Origin of the sequence: Vibrio sp. STUT-A11 (assembly GCF_026000435.1) — a bacterium.
Taxonomy (GTDB): Bacteria; Pseudomonadota; Gammaproteobacteria; order Enterobacterales; family Vibrionaceae; genus Vibrio.
The window spans coordinates 402746-427699 of the sequence record NZ_AP026764.1; the positions used below are offsets into that span (position 1 = coordinate 402746).

At 46.1% G+C, this 24954-nt stretch carries 16 protein-coding genes; 4 read left to right on the forward strand and 12 right to left on the reverse strand.

Annotated elements, in window-relative coordinates; genetic code table 11:
- Positions 1–130: 130 nt before the first annotated feature.
- The gene (locus tag OO774_RS17440) at positions 131–2839 is read left to right on the forward strand and encodes a sugar-binding domain-containing protein (RefSeq protein ID WP_264907884.1); all 2709 of its coding nucleotides are present in this window, start codon (positions 131–133) and stop codon (positions 2837–2839) included.
- 275 nt (positions 2840–3114) lie between these two features.
- Here OO774_RS17440 and OO774_RS17445 read toward each other — a convergent pair whose 3' ends face one another.
- The 8 genes from OO774_RS17445 to OO774_RS17480 form a co-directional block, all read right to left on the reverse strand.
- Positions 3115–4278 carry an ROK family transcriptional regulator gene (locus OO774_RS17445; protein WP_264907886.1) on the reverse strand — a complete coding sequence of 388 codons (1164 nt, stop codon included), beginning with the start codon at positions 4276–4278 and terminating at the stop codon, positions 3115–3117.
- Positions 4279–4292: 14 nt separating this feature from the next.
- The gene (locus OO774_RS17450; protein WP_264907888.1) at positions 4293–6296 is read right to left on the reverse strand and encodes a methyl-accepting chemotaxis protein; all 2004 of its coding nucleotides are present in this window, start codon (positions 6294–6296) and stop codon (positions 4293–4295) included.
- A 113-nt stretch (positions 6297–6409) separates the two neighbouring features.
- Positions 6410–8083, reverse strand: coding sequence for an ABC transporter ATP-binding protein (locus OO774_RS17455; protein ID WP_264907890.1), 1674 nt, complete (start codon positions 8081–8083; stop codon positions 6410–6412).
- A 10-nt stretch (positions 8084–8093) separates the two neighbouring features.
- Positions 8094–9269, reverse strand: a complete 1176-nt coding sequence (locus tag OO774_RS17460) for an ABC transporter permease (RefSeq protein ID WP_264907892.1) — start codon at positions 9267–9269, stop codon at positions 8094–8096.
- A 16-nt stretch (positions 9270–9285) separates the two neighbouring features.
- Positions 9286–10281 carry an ABC transporter permease gene (locus OO774_RS17465; RefSeq protein ID WP_264907894.1) on the reverse strand — a complete coding sequence of 332 codons (996 nt, stop codon included), beginning with the start codon at positions 10279–10281 and terminating at the stop codon, positions 9286–9288.
- 113 nt (positions 10282–10394) lie between these two features.
- A complete protein-coding gene (locus OO774_RS17470) occupies positions 10395–12314 on the reverse strand; it encodes an ABC transporter substrate-binding protein (protein ID WP_264907897.1) in 1920 nt (639 codons plus the stop codon).
- Positions 12315–12382: 68 nt separating this feature from the next.
- Positions 12383–14104 (reverse strand): DUF2264 domain-containing protein, encoded by a 1722-nt coding sequence (locus OO774_RS17475; RefSeq protein WP_264907899.1) that lies wholly within the window; start codon positions 14102–14104, stop codon positions 12383–12385.
- Positions 14105–14493: 389 nt separating this feature from the next.
- Positions 14494–15690 carry an anaerobic sulfatase maturase gene (locus tag OO774_RS17480; RefSeq protein ID WP_264907901.1) on the reverse strand — a complete coding sequence of 399 codons (1197 nt, stop codon included), beginning with the start codon at positions 15688–15690 and terminating at the stop codon, positions 14494–14496.
- A 135-nt stretch (positions 15691–15825) separates the two neighbouring features.
- Here OO774_RS17480 and OO774_RS17485 point away from each other — a divergent pair, with 135 nt between their 5' ends.
- Both OO774_RS17485 and OO774_RS17490 read left to right on the forward strand, forming a co-directional pair.
- Entirely contained in the window at positions 15826–17322 is a 1497-nt protein-coding gene (locus OO774_RS17485; protein ID WP_264907903.1) for a sulfatase, read from the forward strand.
- Positions 17319–18785 (forward strand): arylsulfatase, encoded by a 1467-nt coding sequence (locus tag OO774_RS17490; protein WP_264907905.1) that lies wholly within the window; start codon positions 17319–17321, stop codon positions 18783–18785. The genes OO774_RS17485 and OO774_RS17490 overlap by 4 nt, the downstream gene beginning before the upstream one ends.
- 74 nt (positions 18786–18859) lie before the next feature.
- On the opposite strand, the gene OO774_RS17495 is transcribed toward OO774_RS17490, so the two are convergent.
- From OO774_RS17495 to OO774_RS17505, 3 genes are read right to left on the reverse strand one after another with little or no spacing between them, the layout of a single operon-like run.
- Positions 18860–20104, reverse strand: a complete 1245-nt coding sequence (locus tag OO774_RS17495) for an ABC transporter substrate-binding protein (protein WP_264907907.1) — start codon at positions 20102–20104, stop codon at positions 18860–18862.
- A gap of 2 nt (positions 20105–20106) precedes the next feature.
- Entirely contained in the window at positions 20107–21537 is a 1431-nt protein-coding gene (locus tag OO774_RS17500) for a HAMP domain-containing sensor histidine kinase (RefSeq protein WP_264907909.1), read from the reverse strand.
- Positions 21527–22234 carry a response regulator transcription factor gene (locus OO774_RS17505; RefSeq protein WP_264907911.1) on the reverse strand — a complete coding sequence of 236 codons (708 nt, stop codon included), beginning with the start codon at positions 22232–22234 and terminating at the stop codon, positions 21527–21529. Before OO774_RS17505 ends, OO774_RS17500 begins: the two co-directional genes overlap by 11 nt.
- 253 nt (positions 22235–22487) lie before the next feature.
- Here OO774_RS17505 and ptsG point away from each other — a divergent pair, with 253 nt between their 5' ends.
- On the forward strand, positions 22488–23930 hold the full coding sequence (ptsG, locus tag OO774_RS17510) for a glucose-specific PTS transporter subunit IIBC (RefSeq protein WP_264907913.1): 1443 nt from the start codon (positions 22488–22490) through the stop codon (positions 23928–23930).
- Between the two features lie 88 nt (positions 23931–24018).
- Here ptsG and OO774_RS17515 read toward each other — a convergent pair whose 3' ends face one another.
- Positions 24019–24942, reverse strand: coding sequence for a Fe(3+) dicitrate ABC transporter substrate-binding protein (locus tag OO774_RS17515; protein ID WP_264907914.1), 924 nt, complete (start codon positions 24940–24942; stop codon positions 24019–24021).
- Positions 24943–24954 lie beyond the last annotated feature (12 nt).

A 24954-nucleotide genomic window follows, 5' to 3' on the forward strand; every position in this document is an offset into this window, starting at 1 on the left:
ACGTGATTAAGTGGAATAATAGTAAACTTGGTTAACTTTGTAGTGTGACTTTGGATTCAAAACTGTTCCGCATTGGGTTTCACGGCGTTGATATAATATCGCGGTCTAAGTATCAGCAGTAGGAAAACACATGGCATCACAGATAGAACAGACTCGTTGCCTGTCACAACTCATTCACCACAAGCCAATTCACTCACTTAATTGTCGGCGTGACTTTTCTCATTCTGGATTTTTCTCTATGCCGGATCCTTCACGGCACGTTTTTGATTTCAATGGAGGCTGGCTGTTCTACAAGGGTGATCCTGTAAACGCCAATCAACTTATTTGCGATGATAAAAACTGGGCATCCGTTTCTCTCCCACATTGTGTGGAATTGTTACCTGAAGATGCCAGTGGCACCATTAACTACCAAGGCGTCGTTTGGTACCGGAAGCACTTTCTTATCCCAGAGAATTTACAAGATCAAAGAATCGTCATTGATTTTGAAGCGATTCAAGGTAAATCAGAAGTGTGGATTAACGGAGAGCGAGTGGCCTCGCGTAAAGAAGGATTTCTACCGCTTGTTATTGATATAACGTCATTCCTGGATTTTGATTCAACCAATATTATTGCGGTCAAAGCAGATAATAGCGATGACTCAAGCTTCCCTGCAGGAAAAAATCAATACGAGCTTGATTTTACTTACGTTGGCGGTATTTATCGCGATGTGTGGCTTTATTCCACACAAAAGATGATGCATTTTGGTCATGAAGGAATCGCTAACACTCCAACCCCTAACACCAAACATTCTGGATTAAGAGTTCGCTATCGCAACGTTTCAGAACAAAGTGCCACCATTGATCTTGGCATGCAGATTGTTAATCAAACGAATAATACGCAACCAGTCACTATTGAATGCCAACTGAGCTCTTGCCAAACTGGACACGTTACGACCAAGCAGTCGCTGAATGTTTCGATAGAATCTAGTGATCAGCATATCAGATGTAAAATGCAGGTAGAGCAGCCAGAGCTATGGCACCCCGACTCACCAAATTTGTACTGGCTAGACTGCCGACTCTTCGACAATTCTGGCGAACAGATTGATAGCGTGCGATTGAAAATTGGCATTCGCACTCTTGAACTAAAAGGCAAAGATGGCCTTTACATTAACGGCAAAGCCTACGAAGAAAAGTTAATCGGTGTTAACCGTCATCAGTACTACGCACACATCGGTACTGCATTAAGCAACAATCAGCATTGGAGTGATGTGAAGAAACTCAAAGATGCTGGCTTGTCGGTGATCCGCACTGCGCACTACCCGCAAGACCCAGCCTTTCTTGATGCCGCTGATCAATTGGGGGTATTAATTATTCAGCCTTCTATTGGTTGGCAATTCTGGAATGAAGAGACTCAGTTTGTTGAACAAGCCAAGCAAAACGTACGCGAAAAAATTCGTCGCGATCGCAACCACGCATGCATTTGGATGTTTGAACCCGCTCTAAATGAAACCCATCAGCCGAACTGGTTTTTAAAAGATCTAGATCAAATTGTTCATCAAGAAATGGATGAAACGACTTGGGTTCCTCTCGACAGCTATATTGATTGTCCTGAAGCAAGAGAACTGATGTATGCGCACCCTAACCAAGTCAAAGAAGGTGAAGCGGATGACGGTCAATTGACTTATCCTGCGGAATTTGACATACCCGTATTTACGCGCGAATGGGGAGATAACGTTGACGATTGGAATTCTCACAACTCTAACAGCCGAGTTCATCGTAGCTGGGGTGAGCAAGCACAAATCATTCAAGCGCTGCACTACGCGATTGGCTCCGATAGTTCCGGCCATGAATATGCCACCAATCTCAACGTATTACATCAAACACCAAGGCAACACGTTGGCGGTACCATGTGGCATGGTTTTGATCACCAACGTGGTTATCATCCTGAGCAGTTTTGGGGTGGCATTATGGATGCGTTTCGCCAAGATAAATACAGCTATCATGTATTTATGGCGCAGCGTGATCCAAATAAAACTCACCCTATTTGCCAATCGGGTTACCATTTGAAAATTTTACACGAAGCTACACCTATTTCTGGTTCAGATATCGTGGTGGTGAGTAATGTGGATAGAGTTGAACTGAGCGTCGCAGGTAAAGATTTCGATGCGCAAGTTGTCAAAAACCCGAGAAAAGGCATTCCGTTTTTACCTGCCATTTTCAAAGACGCTTTTGACTTTATGGACTTTAAGCACTTGCACCGCGAAGAAAGATTCACCGAAGCCTGCATCATTGCCAAAGGCTATGTAGGTGAAGAATGTGTGATCACCGAAATCAAATATCCGGCAAAACGTCCAACACGTCTGCGCCTGAGTATCGACAACTCCTCACTCATCGCTAATGGTTCTGATATTGGTACCATCGTTGCTGAAGTGACCGATGAAGATGGCAACATCAAACGTCTGGCACGCAATCAAATTAAGTTTGAGGTTTATGGTGAAGCGAGCTTAATCGAAGCTGACAACATTTTCGCTAATCCAAGAGCGACTGAATGGGGAAGCGCACCAGCGTTGATTCGTAGCACGCAAACAGCTGGCAAGGTACTGGTGATTGCCCGCCCGGTAAATGAAGGGCTCAATACGCTGGTACCCGCTATTTTAGAGTTAGAGACTACTCCTAATCCTTTCACTATTTTGCAGTTAAACGCACAAACTCAATCATCCGATAGCACTGCTCGGTTAGCCGAAATCAAACGTTCTTTTACCGAAGATTTTAATAACCGAATCGCTCGAAACACCTATATAAGAGCAAGACATCGAGGTGTTGAACTGCAACAATCTGATTGTGGAGAATTTCATTTCTAATCTAACGCGCCAACTCAGTTGGCGCATTTTTCTCAGCCAAAAATCTTGGGTACTAAACTTACCCCGGCTCTAAATACCTAGGTGTTATACCAGTCTGGAAAATTAACTGTTCAGGGAACAGGGTTCGATAAACAAACTCTATTTGCCATGGATGGCAAATCGAAGCTCCATGGATGGGTGCATGCGTGTTTGTGTTCGATGCCCGTTTTCTGGTTATCTATAATTAAATATAACCACTTTCTTACTTAGGTTGTTATTAATCAACAACGTTCAACCTAATTTAAGCTTTGTTCAATAAATAGATACGCCAATCCCTTAAGCTGTTGAGAAGTTGATAATTCGCCATAAATAACTTGAGTTTGATGCTGAGTTATATCGTCGTAGTCATTAAAAGGGTGTGAGGCAATTGCTTCACGAATACTGCTTAACCAAGCGTCACCCAATTTACATAAACGGCCATACAGTAAAATTTTCTCAATACCGACTAAATTTAAGCAATTGCTCAATGTTCGACCAATCGCATTGACTGCATTTTCACTTAAACGGATGGCATTTGGATGATTCGCTAATACCGCATCAATAAAATGCGCATTACCTATACACCCGTTCTGTATAACCTTGTCCCACTCACTTTGTAATGCCGATAAAGAGGCAACCGTCTCCAGGCACCCTCGCTGGCCACAGCCACACTGCTTACCATGAATATCCACCAAATTGTGCCCAATTTCGCCATTCGCATGAGAACGGCCAAAAGATACTTGCTCATCGATGATAAAAGCAGAGCCAATGCCATAGTCTAAATTCACCACGCAAAAATGCTCAGGACACTCACTTTGCCACTTTTCTGCCAATGCTAATCCAACACAGTCGTTTTCGACAATGACGTCAGTATCAAGCCTTTGCGCTAACAAATATCGACATTCAAAGCCACCTTTCCACTTGGCAAGAGGCATATGTAAAGATGCCCCACTGTGCCTGGAAACTTGACCGTGCAAGCCGATAGCGACACGTAGTTTGCTCTGTTTGCAGGCTTTTCTTGCGTTATGATATACATCACAAACCATATCAATTAACGCTTCTGGTGTTTCGACATTGATCTTGGTCTCTGAGGCTTCGAGTAGCAACTCCAGGTCTGCGGTAACAACGAGTGCCGCAATTTTATTAGGTGATACATTCAAACAAAGAATGGGACTGAGTTTATTACTAAGTGCATAAATTCCCGCGCTGTTACCACGACTTTGAACAGGTCCAGGCAAAAGCATGATTTTTGATTCTCCATCCAGATCCGACAGTATCTTGCTCACAGCAGGTATCGAAAGCTGAGTGCGGAACGCCAGCTCTGATTTACTCAAGGGACCACTTTTCGCCAAATGCGTTAAGATGGAACGCTTGTTGTGAACTCGAATCGCTTTATTGGATAAACCTAATCCTTGACGCATTACCATCACTCACCTCAGCTCAGCTTATAGTGCTCAATCAACTTAAGTTGCTCTATCGACAGCTCTTGCAACTTCTGTCCGTTTTCTGCAACTTCCACAGCACCTTTTGAATTCGATGACGCGATGTCTGAGATTCGACTGATGTTTTTCGCTATGTCTATCGCAGTGTTTTGTTGCTGTTCCGTCGCCGAAGCAATATGTGCTCCCAACTGAGCAAGTTCAGAAATTGAGGCTTGAATACCTTGCATTACCATGCTGGTTTGATTGGATGATTCGCGCGAGTGCTGCATATAAAAATGGCATTGCTCCACTTGCTGGACCGCCTGCTCAACCGATTTATGTAGCAATTGAGTCATTGTATGGATCTCTTGAGTTGAACGCCCTGTACGACCAGCTAGCTCCCTAACCTCATCCGCAACGACGGCAAAGCCACGTCCCATGCTTCCAGCTCTTGCGGCCTCGATGGCGGCATTAAGCGCGAGTAAATTGGTTTGATCCGCTATGGCTTGAATCACTTCAAGTACACGACCTATCTCTGTGCTTACATCACTCACTCGCGATATGGCATCTGCGGATTCTATGAGTGCTTGTGACAGCCGATTTTGCGCCTCTAGGTTGCCGGTGGTTTGTTGTTGTCCTTTCACGACCGAACATTCAATATCGGTTAACTGAGTTTGGCAAGTACGTGTTGCTTGGGAGACCTCCGCGACCGAGTTTTCCATTTCGTTCATCGCCGCTGCGACACTTTCGGTTTCAATGCGCTGCGACTCAAGCGATTTTTGACTTTTACAAGCCGTAACTTGGTTGTGGTTCGCAAGCTGGTTTTGCTGCTGGGATACCGACTTAACCAATGCCACCAAGTGCTTTAGTGTATTGATCATTTGATCTATCGAGTTAGACAATTCACCAAACTCGTTGTTACTTTTAATGCCGGTAGATAACGTCAGATCGCCATTTTCTATACGATTTAACGACGCTTTAAGCATGTATAGCGCGTTGCGAATCGTCCGACTTAGTGTCACAGCGACAATTGACACAATTAAAAAAGAGACTGACGTCACCAAAATAATCAGTTTTTCTCCCCTGGCTTGCATCACATTGACCTCAGCAACTTGCTGTTCAGATAGTTGTCTAAGCTGTTCAGACTGGTGGACAAACAACTCGATTAACTGTGCCGTATCTGACTGAACCCCAGCGAGGAGTTCGAATACTTCTGCCTGTTCCAACATGGCGCGATAATGTTTGACCAACACACCTTGTTCATCCGTCGCATGATCGATCACAGCCTTCAGGCGTTTTTGATCGCGTGTTGTATAGCTGCGTGTTTTTTCCGCTAAAGACTGGCTAGTTTTAATAATCCGCTCGGCGACGGCGAGATTCTTTTTGATCAGTCCATCGATAGCTTCCACCGAATTCGAATTTAAGCCTTGGTTGGTATTAAAGATAAGTGAATCAAGGGTGGCCGCGAGATTGTTTGCCATAAAGCTGGCGTTCATATCATCAACCGAGCCAGACAAGCTATAAGCGGCACGTTTCATTTTGGTGCTGTCTAGGGAAAACTGCGTAGTCCGGCTCTCTACCCATTGCTCTGTTTCGACAACTTGTTGATATCGCTTGAACAAATCGTGTGTTTTTGAAAATAGTGCGCTGTCATGCGGAATTTTTAACAAATCGATTTGGTGCTCGTTGAGTTGGGTGAACAAAGCATCCAACTCCAACAGTTTTTCATCATAAAGCTCATGGTTTTTTAAAAACTGAGATTCGATGGTTGTATACATGCTGGCATCCAGCGGCGTGAAATAAGAATTAGCCAGAGCTTGGCTTGTGAGCAAGTGAACGGTAACTCGATTAAGCTCCACCATATAAGGAGAAATCACTTCAGTCACTCTATGGGTACGCTCGGACTGCAAGTTACCTTGAAGTAAACTCACGCCCGCAATCGAAATCATCGCCAGCAGCAACAAGGTAAAGCCAATGTAGATACGTCTAACAATGGAGAGATCTTGCCAAAACTTCATAGGAACCTTTTAATATTTTTATAATTTACGAATTGTGAAAATAAAAAAGGCCGCATAACGCGGCCTTTTAAAGACAACTTAAAGTCACCCTGAATTAGAGTAACCAGTGAACTTTACGCCACTTCTTTAGGTAGTTCGGCTACTGGAACCGCTGCAATCAATTTTTGAGTGTAGGGTTCTTGCGGGTTATGAATGACCTGCTCGATAGTACCCTGCTCCATTATCGTGCCGTGCTGCAGTACGATCACTCGATCACAGAAATACTTCACGGTTGCAATATCATGAGTGATCAAAATGAACGAGGTGCCAAATTCGTTTTGGAATTCAATCAATAGGTCCAAAACCTGGGCACGCAGTGAAACGTCCAATGCTGCCGTCGCCTCATCTGCAATGATGAGTTTAGGAATCGTCACCAAAGCGCGAGCAATTACAATTCGCTGACGCTGCCCCCCAGAGAATGCGTGTGGATAGCGGCTTGAAAACTCCGCTGGCAACCCAACTCGACGCATCATGTTACGTACGCGATCTTTACGTTCTTGTGCACTCATCTCTGTACGAAGCAGTTTCAGTGGCTCTTCAATGATATCCGCAACCGTCATACGTGGATTCAAAGAGGACCACGGGTCCTGGAAAATTAAACGCAGATCAGCAAACAGAGGATCGCGTTTCACACGTTTATAGTCAGCAAGCTCAAGCTCGATATCACTATTTTCGTCTACGTAACGAATGTTACCTGACGTTGCTGGCTGCATACCTAAAATAGCTCGGCCTAAAGTACTTTTTCCCGAACCAGATTCACCAACAATTCCCAAAGATTCACCTGGGTGCAGCGTTAGCGTCGCGTTGTTAACCGCCGTCATAAATTGTTTTTTCTCGAGCATCTTGCCCGGTTTTTCAAACACTTTAGTGACGTTGTTTACATCTAAAAGTGGCGTTTGCCCTGCGTAAACAAACGGCTTTTTCACCTTAGAAGGTAGCTCAAGCGCACGCGTCGCATTCATTAGCTTGATCGTATATGGATGCTCCGGTTGTTCGAAGATTTGGCGTACATCCCCTTGCTCGACAACAACACCTTTTTCCATAACGACTACACGGTCTGAGATCTGTGCCACTACCCCTAAATCATGCGTAATGAACAAAATAGCCATGCCTATCTCTTGCTGCAGTTTGGCAAACAAATCCAAAATTTCAGCTTGAGTTGTCACATCTAACGCCGTTGTTGGCTCGTCAGCAATTAATACATCTGGACGACTGGCAATCGCCATCGCAATGACAACTCGTTGACGCTGACCACCAGATAGCTGGAACGAGTACTTGTTAATCAAACTTTCCGGCTCAGGCATTTGCACCTGAGTCAAAAGTTCAACTGCACGTTCATGAGCCACTTGTTTCGTGATACCTGGGTCAACAAGACAAAGTACTTCTTTAATTTGATCGCCAACAGTATGAACCGGGCTCAGTGCTGCCATTGGCTCTTGCGATACCAATGAGAAGTTAAAGCGACGCAAATTACGCATTTCTTCACTACGCGGATGCAACGTGGTGATATCCACCTTGGATCCATCGGTATGATAAAGAATTTCCCCTGAATCAATGCGTCCTGGTTTGTCCAGCAGCTGAAGAATCGCGCTGGTTGTCACCGATTTACCAGAACCCGACTCACCGATGACCGACAAGGTTTCCCCACGATTTAAATGAAACGATACGTTTTTAACCGCGTGGAAGGTTTCCATCGTTGTCGGGAAGCTGACGTTGAGATCTTTAACTTCAAGAATTTTATCCGCCATTTTAAATACCTTATTTTGCACCTTGTTCATGGTAAGGGTCGCAGGCGTCACGTAAACCGTCACCTACAAAGTTCATCGCTAGAATGGCAATAACCACGCTTGCTGCTGGAATTAACAGCCAGATCGCATCCGCTAAAGCACGGATGTTTTGGGCTTCTTGTAACAATACCCCCCAACTCACCATTGGTGGTTGAAGGCCAAGACCTAAGAAGCTAAGCGCCGTTTCACCCAAAATCATGCTCGGAATAGCAAGCGTAACAACAGCGATAATATGGCTTAGGAAGTTTGGCACCATGTAACGGCGGATAATTTCAAATGGCGAGTTACCATCTAACCATGCCGCTGCAACATACTCTTCGCTCTTCAATGACATGAATCGGCTGCGGACAACGCGAGCCATATCAGGCCATGCAACCAAACCTAAGATAATGGTGATAAGGAAGTAGCGCTGCAACGAGCTCCAGTCATTAGGTAGTGATGCACCTAGCGCCATCCAAAGCGGAAGCGTTGGCACCGATTTAACAATTTCCATGGTACGTTGGATGAAGTTATCGACTCGGCCACCAAAGTAACCGGAGATACCACCCACCAAGATTCCGATGAAAAAGGTAAAAAATACACCGATTAGACCAACCGACAGCGAGATACGCGCACCATGAATGAGTCGCGATAACATATCGCGTCCCATTCGGTCAGAACCAAGGATAAAGAAAGGGTCACGTTTATTTTCTGGTACAACTAACTTGTACTTCATTGGAATGAATCCAGCTAGCGTGTACGGTTCTACCTCGCCAAAAAATTCAAAATAAATTTTCTTGGCTGGATTTTCGGTGTAATGACGCTTTAATGACCGCATGTCCGTTTTCACGTCGTAGCCAATCAAGTGCGGTGCCCAGTCCCAACCGTTATCCGTCTTTTCAAATAAATTGACTTCTTGCGGCGGCGCATAAGTGTATCGACGCCAGTTGTCGCTTGAGTTAAACGGTGCAAAAAACTCCGCGAATGCAGCGACAAAATAGATTAGCGCTAAGAACCACATACTGTACCAAGCCAATTTGTGACGTCTTAACTTAAGACCAATCAATTGCCAAGCGGTTGCTTCCGTTAGGTCAATCTGTTTTTTCTTGCGCTTCCATACTCGAGCAAAAATGCTATTAGAAGGAGCAGTTTGAATATTAGCTGTCATGATGATTACTCCTTGATTAAAGACCAGCGCGGACGCGAGGGTCTACCCAATACATGATGAGGTCAGAAATGATGGTACCGATAATGGTTAAGGTCGACATCAGCAATAGGATGTCACCAGCTAGGTACATATCTTGGTTACGCAATGCGCTAAGCATGGTTGGTCCCATTGTTGGGATGTTCAACACCTGACTTACAATCACGTCTGCACTGATAAGAAGTGGTAATTGCCAACCAATAGTCGCAGCAAGTGGTAGACACGCGACACGAATTGGGTACTTAACTAGAAGCGTAAATTCTTTTTGGCCTTTAGCACGTGCGGTTTTTACATAAGGTTTAGTTAATTCATCAAGCAAGTTGGCACGCATAATACGAATGATACCCGCCATACCTGCTGTACCAGCAACAAGAATATACAGCCAGCTACGGCTAACACCATCCATGAATTTTTCGAAACTCATCGGTTGAGAGATATACTCCGGCGAGTAGAGACCAGACAGCATCACGTCAAAAGAGTGATAACCAATTAGCAAGGCAACAATCGCAATAACGAAGTTCGGCGTTGCCATGCCGATAAAACCAAATATGGTTGCGATGTAATCGCCAAAAGAATATTGACGCAGAGCAGAGTAAACACCAATTGGAATCGCTAACGTAAATTTGAAAACCAGTACTGCGCAAGCGAGAAGAATGGTAGGTAACAGCGTAGGCTGAATGTTTTCCCAAACTGGCTTATTGTTAACCAGAGAAAGCCCTAGATCACCTGTAAGTAGACCTCCCATCCAACTTACGTATCGCTCATGCAACGGTTTATCCAAACCAAACATTTCACGCAAAACAAGGATCTGCTCTGGGTCGACATCTTGACCCATAGCGGCCATTTCTGCGATTTTTGCAGAAGCAAAATCACCCGGTGGTAAATCAATAACGACAAAAACTAAAATAGACACGACAAGCAAAGTGGTAAACACCGCCGCTAATCTTTGTCCTATATACAGAAAAAAACTGCTCATAAATATTCCTACATTTGCGACTACGCAAACAGTTAAAACAAAAGGTTCGTTAGCCGCAGCTGCTAGTGACTGCGGCCAACAGGTCTGGTTTACCCATACCTAGTTAAACGAAATTATTTAGATTCCTTCCAAAGTTGAGCGGTACGCATAGGACCTGGCGAAGCGATACTGTATGAGTTTGGAACCTCAGTATCAGCGTTGCGAACGCCTTTACGAATGATCACACCTTCATCCAGAGGTTGAACCGTACCAATCACATAGAAGTTTTCTTTTGCAATATCAATAATTTGTTGCATTAGTTTAGACTGTTCTTCATGAGAAGACGTTTTGCCCATAGCACGGTAAAGCTCAATTTGTTTCTTAACATGTGCAGGTGGCTCAACGGCATTAGCGTGTGAAGTGTCTGTCATCCAGTAGTAGTAACCTAAGCCCCAGGTAGACTCAGGGTTTTGAGGTGCATAGCTGCGGAAAGTATCCAACACACCGATACCACCGTCACCTTTAGCTGGCGCTAAGTCATACTCGTTCGCTAAGCGCTGTGTTTGCAAGTAAGAGCCTTCAACGATGCGAATATCTAAGAAGATGCCTACCTTCTGCCAGTCATTCTTAACCAATTCAAGGATGTCAGTGGTTTCACCCACTTTTTGTTGGTTAACCAGTGCTTCAATACGAAGACGGTTGCCATTCTTATCTAGTCGATAACCATCGTCGTCTTTCTTGTTTAGACCTACTTTGTCCAGCAGTTGGTTGGCAAGTTCTTGGTTAAACTCAGTGTACTGATTGGCAAACTCTTTATCGTAAAATGCACTGCCTTCAGATGGAGCCGCTTGATAAGGCGCAACAACACCAGAGAATACTGTTTCGCTGATGCCTTCACGATCAATCGCGTGAGATAGCGCGACACGGAAGTCTTTGTTAGAGAATAGCTCGCGTTTAACAGGGTCTTTGTGCGTTTGGTTGAAACCTAAGATTACCGCGTTCATGCTGGTACTTGGACGAGTGGCGTAGGTAAATTGACCTTTATTCTCGTTTTCAATTAGCATTGGACGGTATTTGGCTACACCAATGTGACGTGTTTGAAAATCAGTCTCACCCGCCGCAGCACGAAGAACCATCTCTTCTTTATTTTCAGAGTAAGAGAAGTAAACCGAATCCAGGTAAGGTAGTTGGTTACCTGCCGTATCTACTTGCCAATAGTATGGGTTACGTTCCCAAACTGCATACTGAGTTTGCGGACCTGGAACCACTTTTACCTTCCAAGCGTTTACTGTCGGGCGGTCTGGGTTTTGGTAACTTTCTTGGAAGTAAATCGCGCGACACTTAGTTTGGAAGTATTGTTGCCAGCTATCAAAGCCCGCTGCTTTTGCTTCTTCATTCGCTTTAGGGTTTACTTCAGGCAGGTACTGCTGACAGTAGTGTTTTGGGAACTGAACGATATTTGAACCATCGGTGTTCGCCAGTTTGCGAATAAACATACCATCTGCTTTTTTTAGCTTGATCTTGATGGTGTATTTATCGACAACCTCACCTACAGCATCACCCGGCGCACTTGCGTATAGAGGTCGGTTACCAGACCAATCTTCACGATTGATCAGATCCAAGTAGAACTTAATGTCATCTGCTGTAAACTCAGAGCCGTCTGACCACTTAACACCTTTACGCAAGCTGATCGTGTACTCGGTTAGATCTTCATTTACGGTGTAGCTGGTCGCAAGGTTAGGTTCAATACCAGTGTAGTGACGGTTAAAGTTAAATAAGTTGTCGTACTTCAGCATACGCATACGGTGACCACGGTCTGCTTTCAATCCCAGCAAACGCAATTCACCGCCGTATTGACCGATAGATTCAATCGGCTCAACAACAAGTGGGTTTTCAGGCAAACGCTCAGAAACAGGGGCGAGCTGCCCTGCTTCAACCAACTCTTTTAGCTGTGGGGCTTCGTTGTACGTATCCGCCATAGCAGAAAAAGAGACAGAGGCTGCAACCGCGATAGCGACTTTGCCAAGTAGAGGTAAGCTATTCTTATAACTCATCAGTAACTCCCTGATTTTGTATACAAATTTAAGGATTAATTCTTTTGTACTTCGCGTAGCTATTTAACTCAGCGAGGCACATTGCCAGCGTTCACGGCGACAATATACTGATGTGTACCGGGTTCGATACGACCAGTAATGGCAGGAACACTTGCTTGGGGATAAAGTAAATTGGTGTTGGGTGCGCATGGGTATACTCGGGTTTGCCCTTCACCTTGCAATAAAATCAGTTCACTAAAGAGCTGCTCTGATTCGACGCGCGCAGGCTGAACCACCTGATGACTGAACCAAGCTGACCAACCATCAACGGCGTACCCTGTCATGACAAACTCCAAAGCAAAGTCAGTGGTGATTTCATGACTGCGAAGTTCACCCTGCTCAGTAAACTGTTGACGTGTTTTCACCTCACAACCTTCAAACGGTTGCCATAAAGAGACCAGTGCATCGCCTTCGCGATAGCTATTGATATTTCGGCTTCGGCTAAACCATTGGCGAGTTTGCGGATGAGCAAAAGCAAAGATATTGTCTCCCGCCCAGCCCTGCTCTAACCAATTAGTTGATTCAACACACAGTCCGTGCGCGGAGCTGTAGGCAAATTTACTGTATTTGTCATTACAATTACGCAGCTCGTTTGCAGGCGCGCTGTTGGTTATTAGATAGCTGCCTTGACGACGAATGATCTGATGATGCTCACCGATCCACGTGGCGGGCATATTGCGAGATAATGGTTGCTCTTCTGCCGTCCAAAATGGATGCTGCTCAGGCAGATAAAGGGCGTTAAAGGCTTTAAGTGCCAGCATTGGTGACGCGTAGCTGGTATAGAATTCATTCGCAAGTAAATTAGGGTAAGCAAAGCCCGGTAGCAGCTGTGCCTGTTGATCCCAGATCGGCTGATCCGCCCACCAACGCATGTTTTGCGTCCAATAGCTCTTTGCCGTTACGATATCAACATCAGGGTGCTCACTTCGCGCCAGTTCCGCCCAAAAAGCAGCACCCGCAAAGCGATAGTTTAACGAGCGGCCATAACAAAGAGGCTGTCCATCTTCGCCAAACCAATATTGGTAGCGATGGGAGAATTCAATCGCACGGCGAAGCAAAAGCTGACTGAATTCGCTATTTGAGTTATCCCAGCGGGCGTAAACCAACGCGTAAAGTTGGAAAGCGAACGGATTGTAATAGTCAACTACGCCTGTCAGACCATCTTGATACCACCCGTTTGTTAAATGCATTTCGTCAATAAACGCGAGGTCTTGTTCAAGCACCTGTTGCTGAATGTCGACACCGAGTAATGACAGCGCTTTTAAGATAAGTACTCGAAACCAGCGCCAGTTGTTTGGTGGTAGCTCTAAATCGGAGACGGAATTTAACCAAGTCACAAGATTGGCGCGCTGCTCATTATCTAATGGCTGCCAGTAAAATTCGTTAGCATCGATCAGCGCGACTGCAATCGATGACATCTCCACAACACGTTGGTCATAGTTACGTGGAAACTGCCAAAAGTCTGGGTGCATGGGATTGGTACCATTGGCGATCAACTGGCGCAACTCAGCGTGCTCATCTTTTAACGCTTCTCCAGCAGGCACGGCTCCCCACATCAAACGACAGACATGTTCGATACCCGCAACATTTGCAGTGTAGTGCGCAGCACTGTTGAAGTTTGGCACGTCCTGTGTTGTTCCACGAACAACCTCCATTTGGCGCTCTACAATCGCTTTTAAAGTTTTCAGCGTTTCAGAACGGCTTGTATATCCTTGCGCCGTATTCGCCAAACAATTCAAACTTATTGACACGGGTTACTCGCTTAACAATAAAACCATCAATGAGATGAATTAAAGCCTATTCATCATAATTATTGAAACGCTTTTTTATATTTATGATATGAAGATCAAAACTACGTTTTATTTTTTTAGTTCAATGCCCACCCAGCTCACAAAATTGAACTAGAGTACGAAATATAATTAAAACGATGTTTCAATAATTGAACTTGGAGGGTATATGAACCTTGCGCTGTTACTCATGGACCAAACTCGCGCAGATATACTGGGTTGTTAAACACGAATAGGAATATGGCGCACTGACGCATGAACTTATGTTCAGCGCCAGTGGTTGTAGGGAGCTCTATGACTTGATGTTTAACCTAAACGAAATTGTCAACTGCCGGCTTTGGTTGGTATTAGTTCTAGCGCATAAATCGCGCGTAATAAAGTGGTGGTAATCCACGATGCAGACATCTCCCCATCGCATCCAAATAAGGGCGAAGATGAGAGAAAAACTGATAATACCCTTCGCACAGATAGTGCTTTGCTAAAATGGATAGCTCGCCGTTTTCATCAATGCGCTGCGCTGGGCACGCACCATGACAAAGCGAACGTTGGTCACACCGCTGACAATGGGTTTGGCTGCCAATCGGCTTGCGGGTCGAAAACTGTTGCTGAATGGGCGTCTCAATCAAGTCCGGGTAATCCCGCTGGTTGATGTTGCCCACTTTGAATTGTGGATAAACAAAATGGTCACAGCTATACACGTCTCCATTATGTTCAATCACAAGATTCTCGCCACACTGAGGCGCATGTACACAAATAGAAGACGGCATGCCCAAATGCATGCCGAGCGCATTGTCAAAATGGCTAATGAACACCTTGCCAATGTCATCTTTGCGCCACTCTTCAAACACATCCACCATAAATTGACCAAACTGCACTGGTGATACGCTTCGCTCAGAGACACCTTTTCCTTTGTCCGGCTCAACAATTGGGATGAACTGAATGAACGTCACGCCGAGCTGTTTCAGGTGTCGATACACCCGTTTGCCATGGTCGCCGTTATGATTCTGAATCACGGTTAGAACATTGGTATCAACCTGATACTTTTGCAGCATCTGCAAGCCTTGGATGACCTGACGATAGGAGCCTTTTCCGCTACGGGTTTTACGATAGTGGTCATGCAGTTCTTCGTCGCCATCGATACTGATCCCGACCAAAAACTCATGCTGTTTAAGAAATGCTGCCCAATTATCGTTGATCAACACACCATTGGTTTGCAGCGTGTTGATGATCTTCATTCCCGGGCGAGCGTATTTCTTTTGCAACTCGACGGCTTGGCGGAAAAAATCCAGCCCTCTAAGGGTCGGTTCGCCACCCTGCCAACCAAACGTTACTTCAGAGCAATCAGCGGGTTGGCTCTCAATATAGCTTTTAATGTGTGCCTCAAGTGTCCCGTCGCCCATATCAAACTGCTTGGTTTGCGGATAATAGTCGGTTTTGTCGAGATAGAAGCAATAGTCGCAATCTAAGTTGCACAAAGGTCCAATCGGTTTGGACAAAATATGAAACGGACGCTTTGCTTTAGCTTTACTGGTGGGAATGATAAGTGACACCGTAACTACACCTTATTCTTAATAGAAGAATTATTTTAAAATGCCATTTTAATTTATCATCAATACGTGATCGCAAACAACAATTATAAAACGTCGTTTCAATATAATATTTAAAACCCTCAACTATTATGAATCATGAAAAAACCCAATTTACTCTATGTATTCCCCGATCAGTTTCGCCTGATGTCGTTGGGTATCTGGCAAGATCCCAACTATCGTGACCTAATTCCCGGTGTGGGGGATCCTGTCCATACACCCAACCTTGATGCGTTTATCCAACAATCAACTTTACTTAACAACGCCGTAAGTAACTGCCCAGTTTGTAGCCCGCACCGCGGTAGCCTGATGACCGGACAATTCCCATCACGCAGTGGTGTACCATTGAACTGTAATTCAGACCGCGTTGATTCCGAGTTGCCTGAAACCGCGATTTGTTTCACTGATGTGCTATCAGAGGCTGGCTATAACGTCGGTTACATCGGCAAATGGCATTTGGATGTACCGACACCAAACGATCCGTCTAGGCCCGGTCATTACGTTGATCCGAATGTTCCCGCTTGGGACTCGTACACAGAGCCACAGCGCCGTCATGGCATCGATTATTGGTATGGCTACGGCACGTTTGATGAACACAACAATCCCCACTATTACGATACGGAAGGCCATCGCCACGAACCAAAAGTATGGTCAGCAGAACATGAAACCGACAAGGCGATTGAGTACCTGAAGAACGAGCAAGGCCAGCGCGACGCAGACAAACCTTTTGCGCTGTTTATGTCGATGAATCCACCACACAGCCCATACGACAGCCTTGATGATTGCCGTTTAGAAGACTGGCGACGTTACAAAGACACGCCAGTTGACGAGCTTTTATTACGTGACAATGCCGATACCAGTCTCGATAAAGCACATAGTGCATCTTATTATTTTGCCAATGTCACAGGCACCGACAGTGAGTTCGGCCGTCTGGTTGAGACACTGAAAGCGATGGGCGAATGGGACAATACTATCGTGGTCTTTACCAGCGACCACGGTGAAACCTTGTGCAGCCAGGGCGTAAATGATGCCAAAAACTGCATCTACAACGAGGCGTTTTCAGTACCTTTCATCGTAAAAGCCGCCCAGCAGAAACAAGCAAATCAACACCCAGCCTTTTTGAGCAGTGCTGACATTATGCCAACCGTGTTGGGATTAATGGGGCTTTCATCATCTTGCCCAACTAATATTCATGGCCGCGATCTCGCTGAGATTTTCCGCTCTGGTGCGATGGATACCAGCCCGACTTACGCTCTTTATTTCAAGAACATGAATACCACCCCAGAAGCAGACGGTAAAATCCGTGGCTATTTTGCTGCTGTCCGAGGTATTAAAACAGAGCGCTACTCCTTAGCGTTGCATATTGATGCTTTCGGTCAGCTCGAGAAAACCCAGTTTTTCGACAACATCCAGGACCCATACCAAACCAACAACCTGGACTTCGAGCCTGAACAACCAGACCTTCGTCGCCTACTGCGCGCCATGGCAGCAGAATTAGTTCGTACTGACGATCCATGGGCTGATGGCCGGGTACTTGACCACTTACTTCCATATGACTTGTTTAACAAATGTGATACCGAGAAGGGATTATCATGAGTAACCAACCACATCCGAACGTCATTATTATGTATGCCGATGATCTCGGTTTCGGCGATTTGAGCTGTTACGGGGCCAACGACATTCCAACGCCTAACCTGGACAAACTGGCTGAAGAAGGGCTTAAATTCCATCAAGGTTATGCCACGGCGGCGACGTGCACCCCGTCGCGCTACAGTTTACTGACAGGCTCTTACCCTTGGCGTAACCCTAACGCTGCCGTTCTGCCTGGCGATGCACCACAGATCATCACCATTTCTGATTTTACAATGCCAAAAATGTTCCAAAAGGCAGGCTATCGCACTGGTATCGTCGGTAAATGGCATTTAGGACTCGGCAATGGTGAACTCGATTTCAATCAGGAAATTCAGGGAACACCGAACGATGTGGGTTTTGACGATTCGTACATTATGGCAGCGACCAATGACCGTGTTCCGTGTGTCTACATCGACAATCGCCATGTCGATAATCTTGATCCTTCAGACCCAATTGAAGTGACTTACGATTGGGATCAAGCCTTTGATGACGTACCTACAGGCCGTCGTAACCCAGAGCTTCTGGATGTCATGTACGATCATGGCCACGACGGCACGATCATCAATGGCGTTAGCCGTATCGGTCACATGCGCGGCGGTCAATCCGCTATCTGGGATGATGAAACCATGGGCGAAGTCTTTGCTGACAAAGCCATTGAATTTATCGAGCAGAACCAAGATCAGCCGTTTTTCCTTTACTACGCCTTCCATCAACCACACGTACCGCGGATTCCTAACCCTCGCTTTAGAGGCGCTACCCCCCACGGTGTTCGCGGCGATGTGATCGTTGAAATGGATTGGTGCATTGGGCAGGTCCTCGATAAATTGGAAGAGCTGCAACTGGCTGACAATACGATCGTGATCTTCTCTAGTGACAATGGTCCGGTATTAAACGATGGCTATAAAGACCAAGCGGTAGAGTTCAACGGCGAGCATCGAATGGCTGGCCCACTGCGCGGCGGTAAATACAGCCTGTTTGAAGGTGGAACCCGTGTGCCATTTATTGTCCGCTGGCCGAACGGCGCGACCCGCGGAGAAACACAAGCCTTGTTCAACCAAGTCGACCTATACCACTGTTTTGCTCAGCTAACTGGCTCTGAACTGCAAGCGGAAGAAGCGCCGGATAGCCAACCGTTGCTAGACACTTTGCTGGGTAAGGAACCTCAAGGTCGAGACAACATGGTGCTAGAAGGAATGCAATATAAGAAGGTATTCAGAGACCAGCGTTACGCTTATATTCCGCCGCACGATGACGATTTTATCTGCCAATACACGGGGAATGAAAAAGGCAACCTTTCCAGCGCTCAGTTATTTGATTTGCACGATGATATCGGCCAAGTTGTTAACCTCGCCGAGCAGTATCCCGAAAAAGTTGAAGAGTTAGCCGAGTTGCTTGAGCATAGTATCAAAACACCACGTACTCGATAACGGCTTATTATTTATAGTCACTTAAAGCATAAGTCAGACGTTAAGCCCCAGGAATTGGGGCTTTTCTACTTCAATTACTCACTTTGCGAAATCGCAATAATGCGCTTGATCAACTCATCAGCGCTCATGTCTGGGTATCGGTAAAAACGGAAGATTTCTGAGTTTATTGCCTGTTGTGCGACAGGGTTAACCGCCATGGAATCAATCATACTCGGCACAGCGAGGTTGTGCTCCAATCCAAAGTGAAAGTCACGATACGACTGAACCTGACAAGGGTTAAAATCGCTGATATCGATATCGGTGCGAACTGGAATCGAGCCTTTCACTCGGTTAAATTCGGTTTGAAAATCCACATCGGCAAGCACGTTCGCCGTTTTTATTGCGTCTTGCGCTGAAAACGACTTACTCGACATAAACACTAAGCTGTCAATATTGTAGAGAAACACACCATCGCTATCTGGCGTCGGATAACAGCCAATCTCAGAGGGTACGGACACTTGATTCGCTAGCAGTTCACCCAAAATCCAGTCGCCACCAATTTGAAACAGTGCTTTATCGTCGGCTAACGCTTTGGTGGCAGTATCCCATTTACTGTCCGGTAATTGGTTGTCGATAAGTAAACTCAGGCGACGAAATTGGTTTAGTGCTTCGCGTAGCGTGTCGCTGTCGATACTGTCTCGCTGCAATTTAACCATCGCATTGGTGTAAAACTCAACGCCACCCGTTGAGATAACCAAGTTCTCGAACAGCTGCGCTACTTGCCAGGGTTGCTCACCCACCGCAATTGGGATCATGCCATTTTTCTTCGCCAGCTCCATCGCGCTGAACATCTCTTGCCAGTTCTTAGGTGCAGACAAGCCAAGCTGTTTGAGCAATTTGTGGTTGACCCAAAGCCAGTTCAGGCGATGCAAGGTTAAAGGTAGTGCGACATAACCGTTTTGTGTTTTGTTTATCTCAATAGAAAGTGGGTATAGCACCTCGTTCCAGCGCTGCTTTTCCGCGACCGCATCAACGTTGTATAGAATGCCAATCGCGTCCCATGCTTTGATGCTGGGCCCTTCAATTTGAGCGAAACTCGGCGGATTGCCTGCGAGCGCTCTGGCTTGCAACACCGTCATAGCGCTATCGCCACCACCGCCCAATACCGGGCTTTGAATCAATTCGATATCGTGCTGTTTAAGCTGTGTGTTCAAGATTTGAAGTGCTTGTTTTTCGCCTTCAGATGTCCACCAATGTAAAAACTCAACCCCTTGTGGCGCTTCTGCGTGAGCAAAACACGGTGCGATCAGCAATGGGAACAAGAATGCCAGTTTGTTCATAGTCAGTCTCTCGGGAAAATCAGTGTAGCGCAGAGGCCGCCAAACTGAGAATGGCTCAATGACAAACTGCCGCCATGAGCCTTTGCAATACTTTGTGAAATGGTTAACCCCAACCCATTTCCTTCTTTATCTTTGCTAGCGCGAAAATAAGGCTGGCAGAGCTTTTCTAATAACGGTTCGTCAACACCATCTCCGTGATCTTCAACCTCTATCTGGATCGATTCTTGGCTTTCCTTCAGAGTAATGTCTGCCTGGTGGCCGTATTTGAGTGCGTTATCGACCAAGTTCTGAATGCAGCGCTTAATCGCCAGTGGTTTACCGGCGAAATGGGTTCGGATTTCACCGTGAATGCGAATGGCATCTGGCACATCAACGATATTGGAAGCGATGTGTTGAATCAGTAGGGAGAGATTGATTGGTTCAATTTCCTCGTGGATATCGGTCTCTTTAATACATTGCAGCGCGCCTTTAACCATCAAATCTAAGTCATTGCTTAGGCGAGTAAAACGCTCTCGGTCGGCATCGTTGTCCAACATTTCTGCCCTCAGTTTCAGGCAAGCAATCGGTGTTTTAAGGTCATGAGAAATGGCACTGAACAGCATCTCACGATCTTTAATGTGGCTGTCGATGCGGCGATTCATTTTATTGAATGCTCGAACGGCGGCTTTGAGTTCGTTGCTACCACGTTCAGACACTTTGGGCACGTCTAATCGGCTCGACATCAGAGTTGCCGCTTTGGCTAACTCGCGAATAGGTTGAATCTCTTTACGGACAATAAACCACGTACACACCAGTAGCATTAGTGCCGACAAAAGTAGCGTAAGCCATTGGCGCCATTCAAAATAGTTGGTTTCTAAGTTGACGTAAGGAGCGGGTAGTACCGCCGCGAGATAAAACCATTCGTTTTGGGCCACTTCAACCTGCATCACCAGAATGGGCGGGTTGAGGTCGCCAAACGAGAGCGAATAGTGTGCCCACATCAAAGGCAACTCATCAATAGGTAACTCGTTGTTAAACACTTTGAGTTTGTCTCGCTGAGTAAACTCGACATTGATATTGGGAATGCCGTTCAACTCACTCTTTAACACTTGGCGAACCTGATTGATCACCAAGGTTTTGCGTTCACTCTCAGGCAACGGGTCAACTTGAATTTGATGAGTATTGAGTGAAACAAAAAACCGCGTCCCACCCATGCTTCTTAACTGGTTAAGGACGAGGTGACGATATTCAGAAGGCAGAGTTTGAAAAAAAGCAATGGTTGAAGAGGCGCTCAAAGCCAGGCTTTTTACCGTCGTTGTCAAACCCTCTTTGTCTCGTTCACTGGCATGCTGATACCAGATGATGCCCGATAAGACCTGCGCCAGAATAATCACCAGCAGCAGGAAGACACTGGTTCGGACAACCAGGGATCCCTTCCAGCGTTTAATTCTCATAATGCACATCCGTGGTGAGCATATAGCCTTTGTTGCGCACGGTTAGGATAAGAGAGCGATCTTTATCTTCAAGGTGATGACGTAGGCGACTGATCTGCACATCAATACCGCGCTCAAAAGGGTCGGCATCGCGTCCCCAAATCTCTCGGGCAATATCATCACGAGAGAGGATCGATTGAGCATGATTGACGAACAAACCGAGTAGTGACAGGTCAGCACCACTGAGCTGCTTTACCTCTCGGCTGGAAACGTGGGTTAACTGGCGAGTCACAGTATCTAATAACCAACCATCAAAACGTACTTTGCGCGTGAGTTTTGTATTTGATGTTGATTGGCTACGTCTGAGGATGGTTTTTATGCGAGCAAGCAATTCGCGCGGGCTAAATGACTTGGTGATGTAGTCGTCTGCCCCCATTTCTAACCCCGCGACTCGGTCAGCTTCTTCGGTGACGGCAGTGAGCATGATGATTGGAATATCCGAACTTTTACGCAGCTTCTGACAAAGGGTAAAGCCATCTTCGCCGGGCATCATTATATCAAGGATGATTAAATCAGGATGGTACTCGTTTAGCAGTTGCCACATCACGTCGCCGTTTTCTGCGCAGAGCACCTCAAACCCCGCTCGACCAAGATAATCCGACAACGCTTCACGAAGGTCAAGGTTGTCATCGACGACCAGTATCTGCTTGCTTTCCATCCTACTCTCCCTGTGCCTGTCCCTGTGCTTAGCGCTGGTCAATATGATGCATTCTTAATCACTTATACACAATCGAGCCGATTGCAATTTTACTTATTGGTATCAGAGATTTGTAAGCTGCCACTTACAAACTGATTGCCTTTTGTAACCTTGGCCGTCGCCTTCCTCGCTATGATCATCCTGACCTTACGTGAAACAACATGACCTGAAGGAATCAGGTCTCAAAAACACTGACTTTCGTCAGGAGGAAACCATGTTTGCAAGTATATTTGGACAACTACAAAAAATAGGGCGGGCTTTGATGCTGCCTGTGGCGGTGTTACCTGTGGCGGGCTTAATGCTCGGTCTTGGCAACGCTGGTTTTGCGTTTATTCCGGACGCGATCAATAAAGTGATGCTTGCCGCGGGCGACGGCGTGTTTGGCAACATGCAACTGATGTTCGCGGTTGGCGTGGCGCTCGGATTATCAAAGGGCAATGACGGTGCGGCAGCGTTAGCAGGCTTAGTCGGCCTTATCATAATGAATGCTTCTTTAGGTATCGTCGCTGGGCTTCGTGGTCTAGAGACCGACGCGACAATCATGGGCGTTGAGACACTGCAGACTGGGGTATTTGGCGGCATTTTTATTGGTGCAGTCGCCGCGATCATGTATAACCGCTTCTACAATATAAAGCTGCCAGAGTATTTAGGATTCTTCGCAGGTAAGCGATTTGTGCCAATCGTTACTGGTCTTTCCGCAATCGCTGTCGGTGCTATTCTCGCGTTCGCATGGCCACCTATCGGACAGCTTCTTGACGCATTTTCTCATTGGGCCGCGTACCAAAACCCGGTTCTTGCTTGGGCTATATACGGTGCAGGTGAGCGTTCTTTACTCCCGGTTGGTTTGCACCACATCTGGAATGCACCGTTCTTCTTCGAAGTTGGTAGCTATATCGACCCAGAAACCGGCAAAGAGTTTACTGGTGAGCTAACTCGCTTCTTTGCTGGCGACAAAACCGCAGGTTATCTGTCAGGCGGCTTTATGTACTCAATGTGGGCACTACCAGCAGCAGCGCTGGCGATTTACCACTGTGCGACGCCTGAGCGTAAGAAGATTGTCGGTGGTTTGATGATGTCAGCAGCGTTGACCTCTTGGTTAACCGGTATTACTGAACCAATCGAATTTACCTTCTTATTCGTCGCGCCAGTGCTTTACGTGATTCACATTTTCCTTACCGGTATTGCGTTTGCGATTACCTCATTTTTGGAAATCAAACACAGCACCGACTTTGCTCACGGCGCAATCCAGTTTTTCCTTTACTACCCAATGTCGAGCAACGCGTGGATGTTCATCATCATCGGTCCAATTTGGGCGACGCTTTACTACGGTTTGTTCCGCTTCCTGATTGTGAAGTTGGATCTAAAAACGCCGGGCCGCGAAACCGATATTGCAGAACTGAAGATTGCCGGACAACCTGATGAAATTGCTGTAGATGTGGTGGCTGCACTTGGCGGAAAAGCTAACATTAAATCTGTTGACGCGTGTATCACTCGTCTGCGCGTCTCGGTTAAAGACATTGCTAACGTTGATGTTGCTAAGCTGAAAGCACTTGGCGCACGAGATGTACTGGTGATTGGCGACAGTTTACAAGCGATTTTCGGTACGCAATCGGACTCAATTAAGTCAGAAGTACACAGCGTACTTGCGACCTCCTGATCTTACCTCCCCCCATCTGGGTAAGATTTGCCAACTTCCCTGCGAGGTTGGCTTTTTCGTTTTTGCTCTATCGCAGATCGATGACGAACTAAGAGCGCTCTAAAAGCTCTTTAAGGTTTCGGGCGATTTCTTCGGCCGCAAGCATGCCGCGGTTTAGTGACCACAATTTTGGTGAAACCTCTATCACTTGCTGCTTTTTCACCGCAGTCAGCAGATTGAACAATGGGTTCTTCCGCCATTCATCGACAACATTGGGGGTTGAATACAGTCCAATCAGCAACCAATCTGGATTCGCTTTGAGAAGAAACTCAAAGCTTGTTGGCAAATAAGCCGTTTGAGTTTGATCTACAAGAGGACTGTTTAGCCCCAGGGTATTCAATACACCACCAGCGTAAGAGACCGGGCTATGTAACCACATCCCCTTATCCGAGACGACCCCAAACTGTATGGTGTCTTGGGTAGAAAAACGCTGTTTAAACTGCGCCATCGTTTGCTGATGCTGCTCGACTCGCTGCACCATTTGGTCTTGTTTGCCAATCGCAAAACCAATTTTGATTGCAGACTCAAGGTTCTCTTGATAAGTCTCCCCACGACTTTTTAGCAGCAATGTTGGCGCTATTCGCTGCAAATCCTGATAGATCGTACGATGACGCTCCGCGTCAGCAATGATGAGATCTGGCTTGAGTTGCGCAATCACTTCTAGGCTAGGCTGTGACCGAGCGCCGACAGACTGCCAAGGCTCCACTTTCTCTCGCACTGCTGCAATGACTCGTGTTGGGTCTTTATCATCAGCAACACCAACTGGCGACACATCAACCGCGGCTAAGGCATCCACAAAAGAGAATTCGAGTACAACGATACGTTGTGGAATCGTTTCAATCTCGAATGTGCCCTGCTCATCTTGAACGGTACGAATCTGAGCCATAGATGAAGATGAAGCAATGGCAAGCATAAGCAACATCAGTGAAAGTACATAAAAACGGCCACTGCCAAATCTAGTTAAATTTTCCATATCAATACACGC

What these genes read in the sequence shown, in the direction of transcription:
- OO774_RS17440 (WP_264907884.1), top strand. Translation starts at nt 131, where the DNA reads ATGGCATCACAGATAGAACAGACTCGTTGCCTGTCACAACTCATTCAC.
- OO774_RS17445 (WP_264907886.1), bottom strand. Translation starts at nt 4,278, where the DNA reads ATGCGTCAAGGATTAGGTTTATCCAATAAAGCGATTCGAGTTCACAAC.
- OO774_RS17450 (WP_264907888.1), bottom strand. Translation starts at nt 6,296, where the DNA reads ATGAAGTTTTGGCAAGATCTCTCCATTGTTAGACGTATCTACATTGGC.
- OO774_RS17455 (WP_264907890.1), bottom strand. Translation starts at nt 8,083, where the DNA reads ATGGCGGATAAAATTCTTGAAGTTAAAGATCTCAACGTCAGCTTCCCG.
- OO774_RS17460 (WP_264907892.1), bottom strand. Translation starts at nt 9,269, where the DNA reads ATGACAGCTAATATTCAAACTGCTCCTTCTAATAGCATTTTTGCTCGA.
- OO774_RS17465 (WP_264907894.1), bottom strand. Translation starts at nt 10,281, where the DNA reads ATGAGCAGTTTTTTTCTGTATATAGGACAAAGATTAGCGGCGGTGTTT.
- OO774_RS17470 (WP_264907897.1), bottom strand. Translation starts at nt 12,314, where the DNA reads ATGAGTTATAAGAATAGCTTACCTCTACTTGGCAAAGTCGCTATCGCG.
- OO774_RS17485 (WP_264907903.1), top strand. Translation starts at nt 15,826, where the DNA reads ATGAAAAAACCCAATTTACTCTATGTATTCCCCGATCAGTTTCGCCTG.
- OO774_RS17490 (WP_264907905.1), top strand. Translation starts at nt 17,319, where the DNA reads ATGAGTAACCAACCACATCCGAACGTCATTATTATGTATGCCGATGAT.
- OO774_RS17495 (WP_264907907.1), bottom strand. Translation starts at nt 20,104, where the DNA reads ATGAACAAACTGGCATTCTTGTTCCCATTGCTGATCGCACCGTGTTTT.
- OO774_RS17500 (WP_264907909.1), bottom strand. Translation starts at nt 21,537, where the DNA reads ATGAGAATTAAACGCTGGAAGGGATCCCTGGTTGTCCGAACCAGTGTC.
- OO774_RS17505 (WP_264907911.1), bottom strand. Translation starts at nt 22,234, where the DNA reads ATGGAAAGCAAGCAGATACTGGTCGTCGATGACAACCTTGACCTTCGT.
- ptsG (WP_264907913.1), top strand. Translation starts at nt 22,488, where the DNA reads ATGTTTGCAAGTATATTTGGACAACTACAAAAAATAGGGCGGGCTTTG.
- OO774_RS17515 (WP_264907914.1), bottom strand. Translation starts at nt 24,942, where the DNA reads ATGGAAAATTTAACTAGATTTGGCAGTGGCCGTTTTTATGTACTTTCA.